Raw genomic sequence first — 317 nt, 5'->3', positions numbered from 1 at the left:
TCCGCACCGCTGCCCTTGATGACGGTGCGTTCAAGGCTCGCGAGTTGATGTTTCAGCGTGTCGTTATCGAGCAGGTCGACGGCGCCGGAGTTCAGTAGCGGAAGCAGGTCGAGATAGATGCCGTTCTTCGGCTTCTCCGACGGTTCGTAGTAGATGCCAGCCTTGCGAAACTGTTCCTGGACCCATTCGCCGCCGTAGCGGTCGCCCTGGACCGACGAAATACGGTAGCGCCTCATAAGCCCGGCGAATTCATCAACCACGGCCTCAGGCGAGAACGGCGGTTTGACCTCGCGAACCGCGTCCAGGATCGCCGTGGA

Annotated in this window: 1 pseudogene; it reads right to left on the bottom strand. The window is 60.9% G+C overall.

Going from position 1 to position 317, the window contains the following annotated elements:
• Positions 1-317: pseudogene (locus MUB46_RS24235) on the bottom strand (hypothetical protein); the annotation flags it as partial.

The sequence above is a fragment of the Microbaculum marinisediminis genome (genome assembly GCF_025397915.1).
Classification (GTDB): Bacteria; Pseudomonadota; Alphaproteobacteria; order Rhizobiales; family Tepidamorphaceae; genus Microbaculum; species Microbaculum marinisediminis.
The sequence above is the reverse complement of the archived record's forward strand: the minus strand, read 5'-3'. Positions and strand labels throughout refer to the sequence as shown.